Below are 17908 nucleotides of genomic sequence, written 5' to 3' on the forward strand. Positions count from 1 at the left end.
TAAATAAGTACCCGAACTTGATCGGGAGAGGTTCATAGCTGATACCCTCTATAAAAAACTATGGATACATGACGTTTCGCCATGTCCATATTTGGGCATGGCTTTTTTGTTTTTATCCTATATGTTTGCGATAGACTGGTTAAAGGTACCTCTTTAGAAGTTATTATATTAGGAGGTTTTTATTATGTCTGGCAGAAGCCAAGAAGAAGGTTTGAAGGATTTGACATTGTTAGGGAATCAGGGGACTCAGTACTCGTTTGAGTATGCACCGGAAGTATTGGAATCAGTGGATAGTCTCCATTCTAATCGGGATTATTTCGTGAAGTTTAATTGTCCAGAGTTTACTAGTTTATGTCCAATAACACAACAGCCTGACTTTGCGACTATGTACATCTCGTACATACCGGATAAAAAGATTGTAGAAAGTAAATCACTAAAATTGTATTTATTTAGTTTTAGAAATCATGGTGATTTCCATGAAGATTGCGTCAACATCATCATGAACGATCTAATTAAATTATTGGATCCAAGGTATATTGAGGTTTGGGGAAAATTCACACCACGTGGGGGAATTTCCATTGATCCTTGGTGTAACTATGGTAGACCAGGTACTAAATATGAAGAGATGGCAAATTATCGTTTGATGAACCATGATCTTTATCCAGAAAAAATTGATAATCGATAAATTGAATAGTCCGCATGAAGGAAGAGGTTTTTAGCTACCCTCTTAAAAAAACTAAAAAGAAGACGGCATTCTTTTTAGAATGCCGTTTTTTTGTTATAAAGGAGTTTTACGGATGAAGCAGGAGAAAGCAATCATTGTATTTAGTGGAGGCCAAGACAGCACAACTTGTCTGTTTTGGGCAAAAGAACGTTTTAGAGAGATAGAGGCAGTGACTTTTGATTATGGTCAAAGGCATCATCTTGAAATTGAGTGCGCAAAAGCGATAACGGAGGAGCTTGGTATCAAGCATCATATTCTGGATATGTCTCTTTTGAATCAGCTTGCACCGAATGCATTAACTCGAGATGACATAGAGGTAGAAGATGGTGAAGAAGGTGGATTGCCATCGACTTTTGTACCCGGACGGAATATGCTCTTTCTTTCATTTGCAGGAGTTTTAGCGAGCCAAGTAGGAGCCAAGCATATTGTGACTGGTGTTTGTGAAACCGATTTTAGCGGATATCCCGATTGCCGAGATATCTTTGTTAAATCTTTGAATGTAACGATAAATTTAGCGATGGACGATACTTTTGTGCTGGATACTCCGCTCATGTGGCTTAACAAGGCGCAAACATGGGAACTTGCGGATGAGCTTGGAGCACTTGAGTTTGTTCGAGAAAAAACGTTGACCTGCTATAACGGTGTAATAGCGGATGGTTGTGGGGAATGTCCAGCTTGTAAACTGCGAAAAAGAGGGCTTGATGAGTATTTAAGCTATAAAAAGGAGTCCTAGGGCATGAGCGATTTTAGAATTGTCGATAGACTCCAAAAAATAGAGGAAGATATCCAAAGTAGTCAATTAAAGTATCATGCCAAGCGAGTTTTAGTGAGCAAGGAGTTCACCTTTGATGCAGCTCACCATTTACACAACTATGAAGGGAAATGTAAAAATCTGCACGGTCATACTTATCGTGCTGTATTAGGTGTGAGTGGATACACGGATTCCCGAGGCCTTGTGATTGATTTTGGCGATATAAAAGAAATATGGAAACAAAAAATAGAGATTTATTTGGATCATCGTTACTTAAACGAAACGCTTCCACCAATGAATACGACTGCGGAAAATATTGTTGTCTGGATATACGAGAAGTTGAGTGAATCATTGCTAGAAGAACAACGATATAACGGAGCACGAGTAGAATTTATCAGGCTGTATGAAACTCCGACAAGCTATGCCGAAGCAAGACGGGAGTGGATGGAAGTTGAGTAAAGTACCCGTGATGGAGATTTTTGGTCCAACTATTCAAGGTGAGGGAATGGTAGTGGGACAAAAGACGATGTTTGTTCGGACTGCTGGCTGTGACTATTCTTGTTCCTGGTGTGATTCTTCATTTACATGGGATGGAAGCGGCAAGCATTTAATTGCACAAATGACTGCAGAAGAGATTTGGGCTGAGTTAAAGCGTATTGGAGGAAACGGTTTTTCATTTGTTACCATTTCAGGTGGAAATCCAGTTCTTCTTCGAAATTTGGATGCACTTATTGCCCTTTTAAAAGAAAATAACATAAAAATCGGAGTAGAGACACAAGGGAGTAAATGGCAGGAATGGCTTTATGAAATTGATGAACTGACGATTTCACCAAAGCCACCAAGTTCCGGAATGATAACGGACTTTTCTATTCTTTCTTCTATCATCGACAAACTTAAAAATCGAAACAGCGAGCAGCATATTTCTCTTAAAATAGTCGTTTTCAATCAAGAAGATTATGAGTATGCCAAGCAAGTCCACCTTCGATATCCGACAATACCTTTCTATCTACAAGTTGGTAATGACGATATTACAACGACGGACAATCCCCAGCTTATCAGCCATTTATTAGATAAATATCAACAGCTGATTGACCGGGTCATTGCAGATGAAGAATTAAGGGATGTCAAAGTACTACCCCAGCTTCACACCCTCATTTGGGGAAATAAAAGAGGCGTATAGCCTTAAAAATTACTTGAGGAGTAACATCATGAGAATATTATTTTATTTATTATCTATCGTCACGGCTAACGTGGTAACGGCAGCATTTGCGCCATTGCAGCTTGGCGTGTTTATCGTCCCTATGGGAACGCTTTTGATCGGTGCAACTTTCATTTTCCGAGATCTTGTTCAAAACAAATATGGAAGAGCTAAGACGTATGTATTTATTATTATAGCTTTGGGCTTATCCGCACTAGTTTCATTCATGCTCGGCGACACATTATTAATCGTGGTGGCATCTGCGCTGTCGTTTGTTGTTGCTGAAACTGCTGATACCGAGATTTATACAAGGCTGAAACTGCCAATGGCTTGGCGTGTGTTTTATAGCGGAATTGTCGGAGGATTTCTAGACTCTGTCATTTTCGTCATAATTGGTTTAAGTCCCCTGGGTGCCAATTTTCTTCCTTGGGAAGCCGTGCCTTTTGCTATTTTGGGACAAATTATTGTGAAGACGGTTATTCAAATGTTCGGTGCTTTGGTATTGAACCAAGTTTATGTAAGTAGAAGAAAGCAGCTTGTTTCAGAATAAATCGAATTACTAATGAGAAAATAGCCCTCCAATCAATCGAGTGTTTTCGATAGAGTGGAGGGCTTTCCTATTTTACGTGAAATTATTTAGAAAAATAACCTGTAAATATCTTATAAGAAAGAAGCGCACCTATTAGAATAAGGGCTCTTTTGAAATTTTTCCCGGAAATCCGTTTTTCTTTATCTTTATCTTTATCTTTATCTTCATTTTTATCATGTTCGTTATTTGCTGCAAGCATCGCTGCAAGTAATATAATGACGGGGGGCATCGTTATCATCATAAACGGTTTGATAGTAGCAGATAAGAAGGGAACCATCATATCTTTTTCATCTAGATAGAAATAAGTAAAAATGGCTATAGCTGATGCACTACCTAAACTAATCACAATCCATTTGGCAGTTGAATATTTCATTGTTGAATCCTCCTTTAAAAAACGTCCCTGTGTAAGAAAAATTCAGAATTTTTTCTTACACAGGGTCATTAATTGGATCATCAATCAGGCTCCAAATCTTTTCCTGTAACCGCACTTCCTACACATTTCTTCCACAGCTTCTCTTCTAGAAAAGCCATCATACAAATTATTGGCTCTTTCTCCTTCAATAATTTCTGAGAAAGGCTTGTCATTAATATTTCCAAGGTCGATTACACCCTCTCCGTCCAAACAGCAAGGTACGACCGTGCCATCGACAAGAATAGCTGCTTGGCTACGAAGGGCATGACAAAATCCTTTTCCATCATCTTCAGGGGCAAGTAGACTTGGCCATTGGAATTCATGGTCTTGGTTAATATAAATGCGATCTGCAATTTTAACTCCACTACCAGGTACTACTTTTTCTTCAATTTTGTAATCTAAGTTGAATTCTTTTTCTAGGATATCTAACGTTTCTTGGTTTTTTCTCTTTTGTTCGCTTGTTGCATGAACCGGGTCTAAATTCCATAAACGGAAGGAGATAAGGACCCCTTGTGCCGCTGCTTCTTTTGCAAACGATAGGATTTCAGCTAAGTATCCTTCACGGTCGGTGGAGCCTTCATGCCCATCAAAACTATGGAGGGAGAAGTTCATTTGTCGTAGCGCCGGTTTACCTAACAGTTTATGTCTATTCTTTTTAAGAAGTGTCCCGTTTGTTGTTATATTTACTTTAAATCCTTTAGCATGAGCAGCATCTAGTAACTGATCGACTCTCGGATGGAGAAGGGGTTCTCCTTTCACATGTAGATAAATATATTTCGTATGTGGCTTGATCTGATCAAGTATTTCGTTAAACTTATCTACTTTTAGAATATTTGCCTTTCTCGCGGTCGGAGGACAGAAGCTACAAGCAAGATTACATACACTTGTGATTTCAATATACATTTTCTTAAATGTTTTCAACGTTTATTCACCATTCCAGTTCATATATTATAAAATGACTATACTCATTCTAACAGAATTACATGCTTTATTGTGAAGTTTACCAATAGGTGAAATATCCATGCTAAAAGTTATCCATTTATAGTATGTTGATTTTCTAAATTTCGCATAGTATTATTGTTCCATATTAAAGAGTACGAAGATTTTGAGTGACGGAGGTTAAGAATTGATTGAAGTAATAACAATAGTAAACTTGGTAGTAGAAGTAGCAGATTCGAAAGATTATCAAAAAGAAGTCGAACAAGTACTGCGGACTAATACTTCGAACATTCAACATATGGAGACAATTAGTATATCGCCTATTAGTGATAATTTAAAAGCAAGCGCAATGGCTAAATATAGAGTATTGATTGAGGAAAGAAAAGAAAATAAGTTTCTAGATGACTATGTTGGTCTCGTGTTACCAATGTTTTATAAGTATCCTAGTGCAATGCCATTGAGTAATCAAATTTACAAAATATCGCGCATCGAAGGATAATATAAGCCCCCATTTGAATTGCAACTCAAATGGGGGCTTATATGTCGTTTTTTATTTTTCGACAATCTTTCCATCGAAAGCTGCTTTATAAATCGCAAAAATATCATCTTTTTGTAAAGGCATCGGGCTACGTGCTAAAATGCGTTTTTGTTCGGTGGCATCCTTCGTTAAGCTTTCTAGTGCATCTTCAGTAATGTTAAAGCCTTTTAAAGTGGATGGAATGTTCACATCTTCTACTAAACGTTTTAGTTCCGTAACACATTTATAAGAAGCTTCTTCTTGTGAAAGATTTGCTGAGCTAAAGCCCATCGCATCGTAAATATCTTTCATACGCTTTTCACAGCTTTGGCGAATATAACCCATTACATACGGAAGTAAGACGGCGTTTGAGTCTCCGTGTGCAATGTGGAATTGACCACCTAGCGGATAAGCTAATGCATGAACTCCGGCAACCCCAGCATTGAAGAATGCAAGACCGGCCAAGTAGCTTCCATAGCTCATATCTGTACGAGCTTGTTTGTCTTCACCGTTTGATACAGCAGTGCGGATGGCATTACTGATTAGGCGAATTGCTTGTAAAGCAAGTGCATCAGAAACAGGGCTAGCATTCTTCGAGATATAAGCTTCCACTGCATGAGTTAGGGCATCAACACCCGTAGCGGCTGTTACTTTTGGTGGTAAAGAAATTGTCAAGGCAGGATCGACAATCGCCACATCTGCTAATAAGTAATCATGTGTTACCACATCTTTAGTTGTCTCCAGCGATAATACAGAGATATTCGTTACTTCTGAGCCGGTCCCGGAAGTAGTAGGGATTAGGATTGTAGGAAGTCCCTTTTTTGTTACTTTTTTTGTGCCAGTTAAGTTCAAGTAATCCGCCACATTACCTTCATGCGAAGCTAATACACCAGCCAGTTTTGTTAAATCCAATGCGCTACCACCGCCGATACCAATCACCATATCAAATTCGTTGTCACGCGTATATGCAACTAGCTTTTCTCCAATTGCTAATGGTGGCTCAGGTACGACGTCTGTATATACTTCTGCCTGGTAACCAGCATTTTCCAAAGGTTCTACGACTTTATTAGTTAACCCGATATCTTTTAAGAATGGGTCAGTAACTACAAGAATTTTATTCACGTTAAAGCGATTTACTTCATCCAAGAGGTGAGATAGTGAATCCCAGCCGGTATAACTTATTGGTGTGAATGTAATTTTTTCGGACATGCTGTTCACTCCTTAATTGTGATTCCAAACGACCAATTTTGTTTCTGTCATTTCATGAATTGCGTATTTTAAACCTTCTTTACCTGTTCCACTTTCTTTCACACCGCCATACGGCATTTGGTCTACACGGTATGTCGGAATATCATTAATCAAGACACCGCCAACTTCTAATTGTTTTGAAGCTTTGAATGCAGTTTGAATGTCGTTCGTAAAAATTCCCGCTTGAAGACCGTAGTTTGAATCATTGATCGCTTCAATTCCTTCTTCAATAGAAGAAATACGGTTAACTACGACGATTGGGGCAAATACTTCCTGACAAGATACTTTTAAAGTAGGGGATACATTCGTTAAAATAGTTGGCATGAAAACCCCATTCTCGATTTTTCCGCCTGTTATTATTTCCGCTCCATTTTGAACCGCTTCTTGTACCCATTCTAGGGCACGATCTTGTTCACCAGGATGAATCATCGCAGAGACATCCGTTGTTTCTTCGAGTGGATCACCAATTACTAAATCCTTTGTAGCTTTAGCAAATTGTTCAATAAAATCATCAAATAATTCCTCCATTACATACGAACGTTGTAAGGAAATACAAACTTGCCCTTGATTGGAGAAAGCACCTGTGACACATTTCGGTACGATTTGAGATAAATCAACATCTTTGTCGATAATTAACCCAGCATTTGACCCTAACTCAAGTGCCACTTTTTTCAAACCAGCCTTATTGCGAATGCCGATGCCTACAGCAGGGCTCCCTGTGAACGTAATCATTTTCACTTTATTGCTTTCTACTAAAGCATCGCCAACTGTTTTACCACTACCTGTAATGACATTGAATGCCCCTTTAGGTAGAGCTGTTTGGTCAATCAATTCAGCTAAAAATAATGCTGAAAGGGGAGTTTGTGATGCCGGCTTCAATACAATCGTGTTACCGGCAGCAATTGCAGGTCCTACTTTATGAGCAACTAAGTTTTGCGGGAAGTTGAAAGGTGTAATGGCCCCAATTACTCCAATCGGCTGTTCAATCGTATAACCAAAACGGTTTGCTCCATTTTTGGCGGCATCCATCGGGATCATTTCACCAGTTAATCGTTTAGCCTCTTCCGCTGCAAATTTATACGTTTCAATCGTGCGATCAATTTCACCTAATGCATACTTAATCGGTTTCGCAGCTTCTAACGAAATGATTTCTGCCGCTTTTTGACGATTGTCGGCAAATAATTGAGCGATATGCTCCAAAATTGCCGCACGTTCATAGGCCGTAAGCTCAGCCATTTGTTTTTTTGCATGATCAGCGACTTCTATTGCTTGTTCTACCTCTTCGCGAGTTGCTTGCGGAATACGTGCAATGATTTCTTTTGTATGTGGAGAAGTTAGTTCCACCATTTTTTCAGAAGACTTCCATTCACCATTTACATAATATTGCTTGTTCATCGAATCATCCTTTCTTATTATGCTTTTTCTAGCTCTGATTGTTGGTCTTTTGAAAATGTATTATCCACTTCTCCTTTAAAGAAGTTTTTACCGTAAATTAATAAGCAAAGTAAAATACCTACAGCAAATGCCCATGTAGCTCCTTTAATACAAAGAACAGCAGCAATAATCCCTGCAATACCTAAGTCTGTTTGGCTGCGTGCTTCGAGGACACCAACTTTTACACTTACATATCCTTGAATTAACATTGTTAAAGCTAAAGCAACACCTAAAATAGGTTGTACTAAACTAACAATAGGGAGTAAAAGTAACCCTGTATTCGTACCCCAACGGAATGATCCGATTCCACCGAAGAACGAGTCCATTGCTTTACGTCCTTTTTTATAGCGCTCAATCATGACTACTTGCATTGCAGTCCAGTTCGGACCACACATTGTAACGTCCGGACCTAAAATACTCATGAAGCTGTTACGCAAACCGAAGATTAAATGTGCACGGCTTGGTTGATATTCCAATTTTTCATCTGGACGAGCCGCAGCTCCATCTGCAACTAATACTTTGTTTTGCAACACGTCTCCAAAAAGTACAATATATGCTGCAAAAACAGTAGGTAACCCAGTAATGAACATTAGTAATGGCGGTAAACCTAAACCAAATACAGTGTAATCATTCCATAATGTTATAAAATCTGGAGATGAAAATCCCCATTCAATTTTTGGCCAAGCCGCTTCACCGAACAACGGTGCAATAACTACTGCGATAATGATAACTGGGAAGATCCCTAACTTGGCTATAGTACCCCAGAAAGGGTTACTTTTTTGGAATGTAGCAAAATGTTTAGAGAATAATAGATAAAAACCAATGCCGATTGCAATTGTTATTGTCCAAGGGAAATCGTCAAACTTCCCACCTATTTGGAATACAGAAATAACTGCTGCTAAACCTGCACCAAGAATAATCCCTGATTTCATAGCTGAAGGAATTAATTGAACTACTTTTGTGGCTAAGCCTGTAGCACCAAGAAAAATTGACAGCAAACCAAGCGTCATCTGGAAGGCGATTAACGAGTGAACTCGTTCGGGCCCTTCAGGGAACTGCTGACAATACAGCATTATTAAAGGAATTGCTGGTGTAATCCAGCCTGGTACAACCGGATCACCAAGTAAATGGTGAGTCAAATAGAATAACCCATTTAATATGACAATTGCTAAAGCTACTTCAAATGGCATCCCAAGTAAGGTAACTAATAGTGGAATTGCTGATAAATCAACAGCGCACATTAGTAAACCTTGAACATAATCAGGCCACTCAAATCGATAATGAATAAAAGGTAAACGAATTTTAAAAGGTCCTGCCGGTATGTATGGAGCTTCTTCTCCATATTTCCTATCTTTCCATTTCATAAACTAATTTCTCCCCTTACAATAATATGAAACCCCTTACATAAAAAGATGAATCCATGAAGTAATTACGCTAAATGAATACGTAACCATTTTTACTGAAAAAAACTCAATGGAATGGTTACGTATTCATTTTGAACAAAAAATTAAAACAAACCTTGGAAATGTTTGTTTTAAATTTTCCGCGTCGTACTTCTATGAAACACTTTAACAGATTCGGTGATTTGCATGCAACTGTTTTTTTTATTTTCAATCATTTCAATTAATTCGCGGATGGCCAAATAACCTAGATTTTGTTCAGAAATACTACCGACCGTAGTAAGTTGGATTGAACCGTGGCTACTTAAATCAACATTATCTATTCCAATAATACTAATATCCTCTGGAACAATATAATTTTCTTGAATAGCGACGTCTATTAAAAATAAAGCAAGAGAATCTGCACCGGCGCAAATAGCGGTTGGACGATCTTTCAGGCGCATCAATTTATGAAAAGCATGTGTAATAGATTGCTTAGATGCGTCCGTATTAATGATATATTGTTCGGGTAAGGATAATTTGTAATCTTTCATGGCTTGAAGAAATCCAAGGTAACGGTTGTTGAACGTGCTGACAGTCAATGTTCCACCAACCCATGCTATAGCTGTATGACCTTGTTCAATCATATGCTTTGCTGATAAATAACCGGCTTGGAAATTGTCTATTTCTACAAAATACTCATTATTTTTATGTTTTCGATTATATGTAATAAAAGGGATATCCATTCGGGTAAGCTTTTCGAATATCGGATCGTCCAATAGTATACATGATAATATTACGCCGTCTACTTTATGTTCAATAGCAGTTGCGTATGCTTCATTTAGCTTTTCATCATTCACGAATTGTACATTTACACGATAACCCATTTCATTAGCATAATGAACGATGGCAGATGTTGTGTCAACAAAAAATGGATTATGTAATGGTCCTGATAAAAGCGCGATTGTACTGGTTTTATTTTGTACGAGAGAGCGTGCATGACCATTTGGGACATAGTTTAAATCATGGATTGCTTTCATAACTTTATCAAAGGTAGGTTTTTTAACAAATTCCGGAGAATTTAATACACGTGAAACCGTCGTTTGTGAGACGCCTGCGTGTTTTGCTACATCTTTGGATGATACCAAAACAGTTACCCCCTAGTATTTGCTATTGTTGCTTTTAGTTGATTATACAATTATTTTTACAACGTTGCTAACTATACTTTAAATACTCTTAAAGTAAAATAACGTTAAGGTAGACGCAGTATTCCATTATTCATCCTAGTGGTTTATTAATTTATGTTTGAATATTCGAAAAAGTTTATTGACATTTCGTTAGGGGAAGGAGTATATTTTCATTGTAAGCACTATCTACTTAATGCATACGTAGTCATTTTCAATAAAACATAGAATGGAACTAATTGTGAATGAGGAGTTAGTGCTAGGAACAATTTAGGAAAATCTATAGAAATGAAAATATTGCAAAGGGGATAGTAAGAGTGTATAAAACAGTAATTGAACCACGTGTATCTGAAACTGATGGGGTAGGACATATTAATAATACAACAGTCCCAGTATGGTTAGAAGCTGGGAGGAATAAGTTATTCGCGTTGTTTAATCCAGATAATAGTTTTAAAAACTGGAAGATGGTTATTTTGAAAACTACAGTTGAGTATAAACAACAACTATATTTTGGTGCAAATGTCGAGATTAAATGTTGGGTTAAGCGCATTGGTAACTCTAGTCTTGAATTGTATGAAGAGATTTGGCAAAAAGGGAAATTAAGCGCAAAAGCGAACACTATTTACGTAAACTATAATATTCAAGAAAACAAAAGCGAAACAATTCCAATAGAAATTAGAAATGAGTTAGAAAATCATATGTATGAAGAAGTTTTATGCGAATAGGAAAGTTGCTAACCAATTAGAAAATCATGTAATTGTTAATTTGATAGATTACCTACAACATTATTAAAACCATAATCATATATCGCAACATCTCCTATTACGATAATATGTATTAAATTTAGGAGATGCTTTTCTTATGTCATATCATTACTGAGCGTTTCCATTAGTCAGTGGAAATTCTTTAGCTTTCATTTCTGTGGAATAATCACCATAAGCATTTGTACAAATGCGGAAAAGTAGTTAATTTAGGCGGGATATTTGATTTAGATCCAACCTTTAAAATAAGAAGTTAATCTGCTAAGATGACTACTAACGTTACAATATTTAGATGAAAGCCGAAAAGGGGATTACAAATGTGTTTGATTAATTTTCAATTTCATACTCATCCGAACTATAAACTAATCGTAGCAGCAAATCGAGATGAATTTTATGATCGAAAAGCGGAACCTGCACATTTTTGGAAGGATGCTCCTAACTTATTGGCTGGTCGAGATTTAGTTGGTTTAGGGACTTGGCTAGGTATGACAAAAGAAGGAAAATTTGCTGCATTAACAAATTACCGCGATCCATCCGCAGTAGGGAGTGGGAAAGTTTCTCGTGGTGAAATTGTGCAGAAGTTTTTGGTAGGTAGTCTTTCGTCAAAAGAGTATCTTCAATCACTGAACAGGGACAAAGAAAAGTACAGTGGATTCAACGTGATTATAGGGGATGCTGAAAAGCTTTACTATTATAATAATATTGAGGGAGAAATTACAGAGATTATCCCAGGAACACATGGATTGAGCAATAAGTTTTTGAACACAGCATGGCCAAAAGTAGAGAAGGGAAGAGAAAGTTTGAAGGCATATAGCTCAAGTAAAATGGAGCTCGATGTGGATGAATTATTTACAATGATGACTGATTCGGAAGTTGCTCGGGATGAGGAGTTACCAAATACAGGGGTTGGTGTTGAACTTGAGCGTCAATTGTCACCATTATTTATCAAAATTCCAAATTACGGAACTAGATGTTCGACCGTGATATTAGTTGATAATAATAACCATATTACCTTTTCAGAACGTACATATACGAACGGAAAATTTTTGAGTGATCAACGTTTTACATTTCAACAAACCCCTTCATAAAGTTAAAAACCATTGCTTTTCTTTTTATAAAAGAATGGAGCAATGGTTTATATTTGCTTAGTGGTCGCCAGAGGGATTATTTTTATGACAATAGAAATTAAAAATAGAGATACTTCTACGATTAATAGTAGGAGAACAATCCAGCCTAAAAGGTGTAGTACGTGATTATGAAATTCCAAAGGTCTAATTGAGTTTGAAAAGGTGTGCACCATATTGAATGTGAAGAAATAAAACATACCGAATGTGAAATTTCTTGCCCATTGGGTGATGTGGTAAGTAAAAAGCCCTTTTCGCCAACCGTATTTATGAATCCTCGCAATGCCTCTTGTTATATCGGCTATTTCCACTACGAGGAACAAAACAAATACCATATACCAGACCAATATTATGGAATTGAAAGTAAAATTACCTGATTGAACCATAGCTAAACCGGTGATTGAAACGGCACCATGTATAATACAATCTGTATTTTTCCACTCATGAATATCTCGCCATTTTGTAGTAAAACGAATAATAATTAGAGTGATAGAAAACAGATATAATAAAATGCCTAATGTGATGAAAGCAATAATTAAATCGGGTGTGAAGCTTGTTCCAAAGGTAGTCACCAATAAACCGACAATCGATTGTGTACTAACGGTTGAGAGTAGGATCACTCCATGAGTATTTGCAATCTCCTTGTTTACAATAATCGACTTCAGTTGGTGTATACAAAAAATAATAAAAATTATCCAGAAAACTAAATTGGCACAAACCAATATTTTAACTAATGGCAGCAGTGCAGGAGCCCGCTGTATGATCAAATCACAGATTACGGAAGTCGCCGCAATCCAAGTGCCAACACCGAAGCTTTTGATAGGTAAATTAACTAAGTTATTTCTATAATCTCTTTTAAGCAAGGAACGAAAAAAAGCGAAGAACATAAACAACCAAGCTAAAACTAAAAGCCCGGATAACGTTAAAGCGAAATGATAATTTAAAAATGGGAATTGATAAATAGCACCAAGGAGAAAGATAGCAAAGGCCATAATTATTGAACCTGCCGACGCATCAATCATTTTAAAAGAAAACATATTATTATCTCCATTGTTAAAGAGTACTTAACTCTAATAATTAGTCAAAAAAAAATAACCCATTCAAGAGTTATATACTCGAAAAGGGTTAACAATTAAAATATTGGAGCGGGTGAAGAGAATCGAACTCTCATCATCAGCTTGGAAGGCTGAGGTTTTACCACTAAACTACACCCGCATTACATGGTGGCTCAGGACGGAATCGAACCGCCGACACAAGGATTTTCAGTCCTTTGCTCTACCGACTGAGCTACTGAGCCGCTTAAGTTTGCACTAAGCGCGCATCTCAAACTAATAAATTTTAAAATTAAATGGCGGTCCCGACCGGGATCGAACCGGCGATCTCCTGCGTGACAGGCAGGCATGTTAACCGCTACACCACGGGACCATTTGGTTGCGGGGACAGGATTTGAACCTGTGACCTTCGGGTTATGAGCCCGACGAGCTACCGAACTGCTCCACCCCGCGATAATAATATAGTAATATGTTTTAAAAATAAAATGGAGGAGGAAGAGGGATTCGAACCCCCGCGCGGTATGACCCGCCTGTCGGTTTTCAAGACCGATCCCTTCAGCCAGACTTGGGTATTCCTCCGAAATATTATTGAAGACAAGATATAGTATACAACACATTTCATAAAAAAAGCAATACTTTTTTGAAAAAAAATTTAAAACAAATAAGGTGCCTTTTAAATCTTTAATTAAAAAGCACCTCTACTCAGAGATGCTATCTTAATTATTCGTTTATAATTTCTTCGAAACCTATCATTTTATCCAGATGGCTAGCGATCATGGCTATGATTGTACTTCCCTCTTCTTTCTTAAAGGTAAAGTTACTTTCGTCTTCAAAGAACTCAGAGTCTTCCGTCCAAATACGGTTCACCCTTCGTAAAACACCATCTCCATTAGCGTTATCAATGCCGAATTGATAAGTTACTTCAATCTTGTCCTCAATTTGGAAAGCAGTAACCTCCGGAGTTTCCCATTCAACATTAATATCTTCAAGCGTAATTTCACTATCAAGTAATTCGTATTCCTCTACTAAATCATAATAATCGGCGTCATCATCTTCCATAAATTCATGAAAGCTCTCATGAACGGATTCAATGATGTCGGTAATATCATCCAAAATAATTCTCGTTGGTTGTTTGAGTACTGTATCAAAGTTTTCTTCGTAAAATTCTTCATTGTAAGGGTCGAAAAGCAGATTAAAGAAATATTGTCTTTCATCATTATCTGATTCAACAAAAAATTCAATTCGTGGATGTTTAGAAGCCCTATTTATACTTAAGTGTCCACTTTTGTCATAATCCTCACAAATGGATTCCAATTGCTCTTGAAGTTCACTAGCTACTCTATCAAACCATTCCATCGACATACCATCTTCGCCTCTATTCTAGTTTTTTTCCACTTCTATCTTTTCCTAAATTGTTATTTTAATTCATGCTATTTTAACCACTTTTTTGCATTAATCATGACTCTGAATAGTTTTAGTTTAGATGGGCACGATATTTCGGTATGACCTTATTAGAAAAAGGAGGAACAAATAATGAGTAAACACACACCAAAGCCAGATGATCGTTCAGATAACGTAGAAAAGCTTCAAGATATGGTAAAGAATACAAAGGACAATATGGAGGCAGCTGAAGAATTAATGGCTTATACGCATGGTAGGGAAAAAGAGGCTCTCAAAAAGAAAAATGCACGGCGTGAAGAGAGTCTTGAAGGCTTCCGCAAAGAAATTCTCGATGAAGAGAATGCGCGAAAAAATGGATACTCCTCATAAATAGTAAGTATCTATTGCATAGAGAACTACTTGGGCACCTGAAATTGCATCTTCAGGTGCTTTCTTTTGAGTTAGAGATTATTCTTTTCAGTCATTATTGCAAAAGATTTTGAACTTATTTGTATTATTGAAGCTTGGCGATGGACAGATAAGATAAACGCACTAAGATTACCGAGTTTCTAAAAAATTCAAATGTTAATAGTGATAAGTCTGTCCAAAGGCTTAGGAAAACGAATCAAAAAAGGTTTGAGATTTAAAGATGCCTTGCATTATTTAAATTCGTAAACTTATTTTATTTATATGAACATATGTACTTCTATTTTGGACAACATAATAAGACAAAAAATTGTCTGAGGTGATGTTCATGATAATTGAAAAATCGTCTGAATGGAAAGAAGGTTTCATAAATAGATTAGAAAATAAGGAACCATGGAGTAATTGGACATTATATAACATGAGTTACGAAGTGGAAAAAGCAAACCTCATTACGGAGTTCTCTGGTCTGCAATCCCCTAAATACCTACCAAACTTAACGCCTCTAGCCCACCAATTAGAAGTGGCTGAAACGGTCATCTCTAGGATGAATGGTAAAGCAATTTTGGCAGATGAGGTTGGGCTTGGAAAAACGATTGAAGCGGGCTTAATATTGAAAGAATATCTCATTCGTGGGCTCGTGAAAAAAGTACTAATCTTAGCGCCAGCTTCTTTGATCAATCAATGGATTGAAGAATTAAACTATAAATTTTACATTCCCGCGATCGCCTACAAAAAAAATACTTCGATTGAATACTACGATGTAGTTGTCATGAGTATGGATACAGCCAAAAAAAGTCCACATAAAGAACTTATATATGGACAAAATTATGACATGATTATTATTGACGAAGCACATAAACTTAAAAACCATAAAACGAAAATTTATGATTTTGTCCAAGGGTTAAAGAAAAAGTTTTGTTTGTTATTAACAGCGACTCCTATTCAAAATAACGTTTTTGAACTATTCTATCTCATTTCTCTACTTAAGCCGGGGCATCTAGGTAATTACGAGACATTTCAATCCTCATTTTCTGCTAGTAAACACAGTATAGAGCATGATGAATACTTAAGGGGATTGGTCAATCAAGTAATGGTGAGAAATAGAAGAGAAGAGACGGGAATTGAATGGACTAGTCGTCGTGTTCAAACGATTCCAATCGACTTTACGGACGAAGAAAGAGAAGTCTATGAGTTAATATTGGAGCTTAAAAATATCTCCGCTGTCTTTTCAGGGGCATTTTCGATGATTACTTTGCAAAAGGAAATGTGTAGTAGCAAAGAAGCGACCTATTTGACCTTAACTAAAATGCGTCAAAACTGTACTGACCAAGAAGAAATTGACTTCGTTGATAATATTATTCAAAAACTGATGGCATTGGAAACGAATTCGAAAGCGGAAAAAGTATATGAAATTATTTCTAAAGCGAACGATAAGGTCATTATCTTTACAGAATATAAAGCTAGTCAAGTTTACTTGCAATGGTATTTAAATTCCAAAGGTATCTCAAGTGTACCTTTCAATGGGCAGTTCAGTAAGAGCAAAAGAGAGTATATGAAGCATCTTTTTAAAGAAAAATTTCAAGTGTTAATTGCGACTGAATCAGGTGGCGAGGGGATAAATCTCCAGTTTTGTCATCACGTCATAAACTATGATTTGCCTTGGAATCCCATGAAGCTAGAGCAACGAATTGGACGTGTCCATAGATTAGGACAAGAACATGATGTTCATATTTACAATTTAGCAATCGAAAATACCATTGAAAAAGATATATTGGACTTACTTTACGTTAAATTAGATGTCTTTGAAAAAGTAGTAGGAGAGTTAGACGATATTTTGTCCACTTTTAAGAAGACAATTTGAGGAGGATCGTTATGTATCCACAGCAAGTGCACGATTATTTACAAAAGTTTTTCAAAGAAAACAATTGTGAAATCGTACATGGTAATGAGCATTACATGACAGTTCAATTAACAGTCGATATGGATAAAAAAATTATGAATCGCCCTTTTTATTGGCAGTATATAGAAAATACAAACGGTGTACCAGACCCTGCCCAATTAACTTTAATTACCGACCAAACGAAACTTGGCAAGAATATAAAAGGAGAAGTCATCCATTTTGGTTCTCCTAGACTAAGTCAGCTCTTTCAAACAACGAACGAGCTTGGTTCCTATGTACAAATGTATGAACGTGTCTCAAACAATTTGGAAACGAGACCTATTTTAACGCCGTGGCTAGGAGTGAATTATAAAGTATCCTACTATTGTGACCGAACGAAAGAAATGCTTCATTCTTTAGGCATTAATTTAATGACTGGCGAGATCATAAATGGTTTCCATGAATCGTTAGCAGTGAAAGAATTAGATGCACAAAAATCAGAGAGGGCATTTCTATTGCCTTATATTATTAAGCCTCTTCGTGCATTAGATAGATTAGATGCCGTAATTGAAAGTATTGTACAGCAGGAAGATCATGGGTGGGCAGATGAAGCGAAAAGTAGATGGCAGAAGGACCAAGCCATATTAGAGCACTTTTACGAAGGAATAGAAGACAAGCCGGAATGTTATGAGATGGAGAAAAAAGCAATGGAGGAACAATACGAAGCAAGAATTAAAATGGACATAGTAAACGGTGGATTATTTTACATGAAATGAAAAAAGGTGCTGCTAGGGGATTTCCTGCAGTACCTTTTTCGATGTGCGCCCGGCATGCACATGAACTATAGGGTGCAAGTCCCGAACCCCGAAGACAGAAGTAGGGGTTAGCCAAGAGCAAGGGTGTCCGTGGTG

18 protein-coding genes, 5 tRNA genes, 1 pseudogene and 1 riboswitch are annotated in these 17908 nt (G+C 37.1%); of the genes and pseudogenes, 11 read left to right on the top strand and 13 right to left on the bottom strand.

The features are described from left to right. The first annotated feature begins 21 nt into the window (after positions 1–21). A riboswitch (PreQ1 riboswitch) is annotated at positions 22–68 on the top strand. A gap of 116 nt (positions 69–184) precedes the next feature. The 5 genes from queF to ACIQ38_RS16100 all read left to right on the top strand — a co-directional run bounded on the left by queF (position 185) and on the right by ACIQ38_RS16100 (position 3223). Further along, the gene (gene queF, locus ACIQ38_RS16080; protein WP_402825148.1) at positions 185–685 is read left to right on the top strand and encodes a preQ(1) synthase; all 501 of its coding nucleotides are present in this window, start codon (positions 185–187) and stop codon (positions 683–685) included. 112 nt (positions 686–797) lie between these two features. Then, complete coding sequence (queC, locus tag ACIQ38_RS16085; protein ID WP_402825151.1) at positions 798–1457, top strand: 7-cyano-7-deazaguanine synthase QueC; 660 nt, start codon at positions 798–800, stop codon at positions 1455–1457. 3 nt (positions 1458–1460) lie between these two features. After that, positions 1461–1934, top strand: coding sequence for a 6-carboxytetrahydropterin synthase QueD (gene queD / locus ACIQ38_RS16090; RefSeq protein WP_402825154.1), 474 nt, complete (start codon positions 1461–1463; stop codon positions 1932–1934). Then, positions 1927–2655 carry a 7-carboxy-7-deazaguanine synthase QueE gene (gene queE, locus ACIQ38_RS16095; RefSeq protein WP_402825157.1) on the top strand — a complete coding sequence of 243 codons (729 nt, stop codon included), beginning with the start codon at positions 1927–1929 and terminating at the stop codon, positions 2653–2655. The genes queD and queE overlap by 8 nt, the downstream gene beginning before the upstream one ends. 28 nt (positions 2656–2683) lie before the next feature. After that, a complete protein-coding gene (locus ACIQ38_RS16100; protein ID WP_402825160.1) occupies positions 2684–3223 on the top strand; it encodes a VUT family protein in 540 nt (179 codons plus the stop codon). 82 nt (positions 3224–3305) lie between these two features. Here the strand turns inward: ACIQ38_RS16100 and ACIQ38_RS16105 are convergent, their stop codons facing one another. Together ACIQ38_RS16105 and ACIQ38_RS16110 are read right to left on the bottom strand one after the other, a co-directional pair. Then, positions 3306–3635: a hypothetical protein gene (locus ACIQ38_RS16105; RefSeq protein ID WP_402825163.1), complete on the bottom strand. Its 330-nt coding sequence runs from the start codon at positions 3633–3635 to the stop codon at positions 3306–3308. Between the two features lie 84 nt (positions 3636–3719). Beyond that, entirely contained in the window at positions 3720–4595 is an 876-nt protein-coding gene (locus ACIQ38_RS16110; RefSeq protein ID WP_402825166.1) for a radical SAM/SPASM domain-containing protein, read from the bottom strand. 205 nt (positions 4596–4800) lie between these two features. Here ACIQ38_RS16110 and ACIQ38_RS16115 point away from each other — a divergent pair, with 205 nt between their 5' ends. Then, positions 4801–5112: a hypothetical protein gene (locus tag ACIQ38_RS16115; RefSeq protein ID WP_402825169.1), complete on the top strand. Its 312-nt coding sequence runs from the start codon at positions 4801–4803 to the stop codon at positions 5110–5112. Positions 5113–5163: 51 nt separating this feature from the next. On the opposite strand, the gene ACIQ38_RS16120 is transcribed toward ACIQ38_RS16115, so the two are convergent. From ACIQ38_RS16120 to ACIQ38_RS16135, 4 genes are all read right to left on the bottom strand, one after another. Next, entirely contained in the window at positions 5164–6339 is a 1176-nt protein-coding gene (locus tag ACIQ38_RS16120; RefSeq protein ID WP_402825172.1) for an iron-containing alcohol dehydrogenase, read from the bottom strand. 12 nt (positions 6340–6351) lie between these two features. After that, on the bottom strand, positions 6352–7773 hold the full coding sequence (locus ACIQ38_RS16125) for an aldehyde dehydrogenase family protein (protein ID WP_402825175.1): 1422 nt from the start codon (positions 7771–7773) through the stop codon (positions 6352–6354). A gap of 17 nt (positions 7774–7790) precedes the next feature. Then, positions 7791–9176 carry a hypothetical protein gene (locus ACIQ38_RS16130; RefSeq protein WP_402825178.1) on the bottom strand — a complete coding sequence of 462 codons (1386 nt, stop codon included), beginning with the start codon at positions 9174–9176 and terminating at the stop codon, positions 7791–7793. A gap of 170 nt (positions 9177–9346) precedes the next feature. Next, positions 9347–10339 carry a LacI family DNA-binding transcriptional regulator gene (locus ACIQ38_RS16135; protein ID WP_402825181.1) on the bottom strand — a complete coding sequence of 331 codons (993 nt, stop codon included), beginning with the start codon at positions 10337–10339 and terminating at the stop codon, positions 9347–9349. 353 nt (positions 10340–10692) lie between these two features. Here ACIQ38_RS16135 and ACIQ38_RS16140 point away from each other — a divergent pair, with 353 nt between their 5' ends. Together ACIQ38_RS16140 and ACIQ38_RS16145 are read left to right on the top strand one after the other, a co-directional pair. Further along, positions 10693–11100 (top strand): acyl-CoA thioesterase, encoded by a 408-nt coding sequence (locus ACIQ38_RS16140; protein ID WP_402825184.1) that lies wholly within the window; start codon positions 10693–10695, stop codon positions 11098–11100. A 353-nt stretch (positions 11101–11453) separates the two neighbouring features. Continuing rightward, positions 11454–12224, top strand: coding sequence for an NRDE family protein (locus ACIQ38_RS16145; RefSeq protein WP_402825186.1), 771 nt, complete (start codon positions 11454–11456; stop codon positions 12222–12224). Between the two features lie 47 nt (positions 12225–12271). Here the strand turns inward: ACIQ38_RS16145 and ACIQ38_RS16150 are convergent, their stop codons facing one another. The 7 genes from ACIQ38_RS16150 to ACIQ38_RS16180 all read right to left on the bottom strand — a co-directional run bounded on the left by ACIQ38_RS16150 (position 12272) and on the right by ACIQ38_RS16180 (position 14668). Continuing rightward, positions 12272–13297: a TDT family transporter gene (locus tag ACIQ38_RS16150; protein ID WP_402825189.1), complete on the bottom strand. Its 1026-nt coding sequence runs from the start codon at positions 13295–13297 to the stop codon at positions 12272–12274. A gap of 104 nt (positions 13298–13401) precedes the next feature. Next, positions 13402–13475, bottom strand: a tRNA-Gly gene (locus tag ACIQ38_RS16155). 6 nt (positions 13476–13481) lie between these two features. Further along, a tRNA-Phe gene (locus tag ACIQ38_RS16160) sits at positions 13482–13557 on the bottom strand. A 52-nt stretch (positions 13558–13609) separates the two neighbouring features. Further along, positions 13610–13685: transfer RNA gene (locus ACIQ38_RS16165), tRNA-Asp, on the bottom strand. 3 nt (positions 13686–13688) lie between these two features. Continuing rightward, positions 13689–13765: transfer RNA gene (locus ACIQ38_RS16170), tRNA-Met, on the bottom strand. Between the two features lie 33 nt (positions 13766–13798). Further along, positions 13799–13891: transfer RNA gene (locus tag ACIQ38_RS16175), tRNA-Ser, on the bottom strand. A 141-nt stretch (positions 13892–14032) separates the two neighbouring features. Beyond that, complete coding sequence (locus tag ACIQ38_RS16180) at positions 14033–14668, bottom strand: hypothetical protein (RefSeq protein WP_402825192.1); 636 nt, start codon at positions 14666–14668, stop codon at positions 14033–14035. 177 nt (positions 14669–14845) lie between these two features. Between ACIQ38_RS16180 and tlp the strand changes: the two genes are divergently transcribed. From tlp to ACIQ38_RS16195, 3 genes and pseudogenes are all read left to right on the top strand, one after another. Then, positions 14846–15082: a small acid-soluble spore protein Tlp gene (gene tlp, locus ACIQ38_RS16185; protein WP_402825195.1), complete on the top strand. Its 237-nt coding sequence runs from the start codon at positions 14846–14848 to the stop codon at positions 15080–15082. Between the two features lie 364 nt (positions 15083–15446). After that, positions 15447–17049, top strand: a pseudogene (locus tag ACIQ38_RS16190) (DEAD/DEAH box helicase). Beyond that, positions 16991–17773, top strand: a complete 783-nt coding sequence (locus tag ACIQ38_RS16195) for a YqhG family protein (RefSeq protein WP_402825198.1) — start codon at positions 16991–16993, stop codon at positions 17771–17773. The pseudogene ACIQ38_RS16190 and the gene ACIQ38_RS16195 overlap by 59 nt, the downstream one beginning before the upstream one ends. Positions 17774–17908: the final 135 nt, after the last annotated feature.

The organism is Psychrobacillus sp. NPDC096389 (assembly GCF_044762855.1).
Taxonomy (GTDB): domain Bacteria; phylum Bacillota; class Bacilli; order Bacillales_A; family Planococcaceae; genus Psychrobacillus.